Below are 2,840 nucleotides of genomic sequence, written 5' to 3'. Positions count from 1 at the left end.
TCGACAGGCGGGATGGACGGAGACGCCGCGGGTGCCAGCGGCGACACCTGCAACGGTTTCTTCTTCGGAGCGGCGGAGGCTGCGGCCGCCTTCGCCGCACCCTTGCCCTTCTTGCCGGCCTTGCCCTCGGCCTTGGCCTTCTTCGTCTTCTTGTCCGCCTTCGCCATCACGATCCCGCGCGCCTACTCCTCGAGGAGAGCGTCATTCGCGATCACGGCCGGGTCGATGTCAAGCTCCGGCCGGTCGATCGTGGCCGCGGCCATCAGCTCGTCGATGCGGGCCTCGACACGGGCGCGGCGGAGGCCGTCCACCAGGTCGGCCCGAACCTCATCGAGCGCCGGGGGCTCCTGCTCGCGCGTCTCGTTGAGGAGGATGACGTGCCAGCCGAACTGGGTCTGGACGGGGACGGAGACTTCGCCGGGCTCGAGCTCGAAAACGGCGTTCTCGAACTCGGGCACCATCATGCCCGCCATGAACCAGCCGAGCTGCCCGCCGTTCGGACCGGAGGGCCCGATCGAGCGCTCGGCGGCGAGATCCGCAAAGTCGGCGCCGGCGGTCAGCTCATCGATTATGGCCTGCGCCTCCTCCTCGGTCTCCACGAGGATGTGGCTGGCGTTGAACTCGGGGACTGGGTCGGCGGCGGCGAACTGCGCATCGTACTCGGCGGCGATCTCCTCCTCCGACAGCTCGGCCATGGCCACGTCGTCGACGAAGGTCGCAGCGAGGAAGGCGCGCTGCTCGTTCTCGAGGCCGAGTGCGGTGGCGGTGTCCATCTCCTCGGCCGCGACATCGGCGAGGACCTGCTGCTGCACGAGCTGCTCGAGCATTCCGTCGAAGAGAACCTGCGCCGGGAGTTCCTGGTACTGCGGCGGCAGCATCTGGCGCATGGCGATCAGGTGCCCGACGGTGATCTCGGTGCCGTTCACGGTGGCGAGAACGGTGTCCGCGCCGACTTCGGTCTCCTGGGCGGCGAGCGGCATGGCGGTCAAGGCCACGACGGCGGCGCTGGCGAGGAGTCGTTTCATGTTGGGGGCCTTCCTTCAGGGAATGGCCCCCCGAAGTGCCTACGGAGGGCCGCGTTGACAGTCTATCGGCCCGGTCTTATGTCCCATGCGGGTTTCGCATCGGGGCCTGAGGCCGTCTTGCCGCCGTTTCTAGACTGCCGCGATGAGCCGAACAACCCGGATGCCCCACACGATGACTTGAGGTAGGTTGCGCCATCTGACGGGATGGGGCGGCGGGAAGGCGTTTCACATGCTCGGACTTGGCACGATCGCGAAGAAGGTCTTCGGCTCGCCGAACGACCGCAAGGTCAAGAGCGTGAGGCCCATCGTCGAGAGGATCAACGCCCTCGAGCCCGAGTTCCACAAGCTGACCGACGAGGGGATCGTCGCGAAGACCGCGGAGCTGAAGAAGCGCGTCGCCGAGGGCGAAAGCCTCGACGACCTCCTGCCCGAGGCCTTCGCGAACTGCCGCGAGGCGGCCCGCCGCGCCCTCGGCCTCCGCGCCTTCGACGTTCAGCTCATCGGCGGCATCTTCCTGCACCGCGGCAACATCGCCGAGATGAAGACCGGCGAGGGCAAGACGCTGGTGGCGACCTTCCCCGCCTATCTCAACGCGTTGTCGGGCAAGGGCGTCCACATCGTCACGGTGAACGACTACCTCGCCAAGCGCGACGCCGAGTGGATGGGCAAGGTCTATGCCGCGCTCGGGCTGACGACCGGGGTGGTCTATCCTCGCCAGCCCGACGGCGAGAAGCGCGAGGCCTACGCCGCCGACATCACCTACGCCACGAACAACGAGCTCGGCTTCGACTACCTGCGCGACAACATGCGCTCGAGCCTCGCCGAGATGGCCCAGCGCGGGCACAACTTCGCCATCGTGGACGAGGTCGACTCGATCCTCATCGACGAGGCGCGGACGCCCCTCATCATCTCGGGGCCGAGTCAGGACCGCTCGGACCTCTATGTCGCCATCGACAAGGTCATCCCGCTCGTCACCGAGGAGCACTACACCCTCGACGAGAAGCAGCGCAGCGCGACCTTCACCGACGAGGGCAACGACTTTCTCGAGGAGACGCTGCACGCGAACGGAATCCTGCCGGAGGGCCAGAGCCTCTACGACCCGGAATCGACCACGATCGTCCACCACGTCACGAACGCGCTTCGTGCGCACAAGCTGTTCCACCGCGACCAGCAATACATCGTGCGCGGCGGCGAGGTCGTGCTGGTGGACGAGTTCACCGGCCGCATGATGCCCGGCCGCCGCCTGTCCGACGGCCTGCACCAGGCCATCGAGGCCAAGGAGGGCTGCAAGATCCAGCCCGAGAACGTGACCATGGCGAGCGTCACGTTCCAGAACTACTTCCGCCTCTACGACAAGCTCGCCGGAATGACCGGCACGGCCGCCACCGAGGCCGAGGAGTTCATGTCGATCTACGGCCTCGGCGTCGTCGAGATCCCGACGAACAGGCCCATCGCCCGCATCGACGAGGACGACCAGGTCTACCGCACCGGCACCGAGAAATACGCCGCCATCGTCGAGGCGATCCGCGAGGCGCACGAGAAAGGGCAGCCCGTCCTCGTCGGCACGACGTCGATCGAGAAGTCCGAGATGCTGAGCCAGCTTCTCAAGAAGGCCGGGCTTCCGCACAACGTCCTGAACGCGCGCCAGCACGAGCAGGAGGCGCAGATCGTCGCCGACGCGGGCAAGCTCGGCGCGATCACCATCGCCACGAACATGGCCGGGCGCGGGACCGACATCAAGCTCGGCGGCAACGTCGAGTTCAAGGTGATCGAGGCCATCGCCGCGAACCCGGAGGGCGACCACGAGGAGATCCG

2 protein-coding genes are annotated in these 2,840 nt (G+C 67.1%); one reads left to right on the top strand and one right to left on the bottom strand.

Going from position 1 to position 2,840, the window contains the following annotated elements:
* Positions 1 to 182: 182 nt before the first annotated feature.
* Positions 183 to 1,025 carry a peptidylprolyl isomerase gene (locus ACTS11_RS13740; protein WP_442640871.1) on the bottom strand — a complete coding sequence of 281 codons (843 nt, stop codon included), beginning with the start codon at positions 1,023 to 1,025 and terminating at the stop codon, positions 183 to 185.
* Between the two features lie 229 nt (positions 1,026 to 1,254).
* Here ACTS11_RS13740 and secA point away from each other — a divergent pair.
* On the top strand, positions 1,255 to 2,840 hold a 1,586-nt coding region (gene secA / locus ACTS11_RS13735; RefSeq protein WP_442640870.1), incomplete at its 3' end, for a preprotein translocase subunit SecA.

It is taken from the genome of Roseicyclus sp. (genome assembly GCF_052168335.1).
Taxonomy (GTDB): domain Bacteria; phylum Pseudomonadota; class Alphaproteobacteria; order Rhodobacterales; family Rhodobacteraceae; genus Roseibacterium.
This window is presented reverse-complemented; position numbering and strand designations above follow the sequence as displayed.